The organism is Pseudomonas bohemica (assembly GCF_002934685.1).
GTDB lineage: Bacteria > Pseudomonadota > Gammaproteobacteria > Pseudomonadales > Pseudomonadaceae > Aquipseudomonas > Aquipseudomonas bohemica.
The window spans coordinates 22,449-22,677 of record NZ_NKHL01000079.1; positions in this window are offsets into that span (position 1 = coordinate 22,449).

Sequence of the window (229 nt, forward strand, 5' to 3'; positions counted from 1 at the left end):
TGCCTGCTCGCTCGCGCACGCCCAAGGACAAAGCCAAGGTCGAAGTCGGCGTGCAAGTGGACCGAACGTTGGATCCTGGCGGTGCTGCGCAACCGCCAGTTCTTCTCGCTTGGCGAACTTGTTGCCGCTGACCGAAAACTGACCCACCGGGGATGCGGCGGAAATCTTGGACTACCTGGAGGTAGTTCATGTATTCATACGAAGACCGCATCCGAGCGGTCGAGCTGTA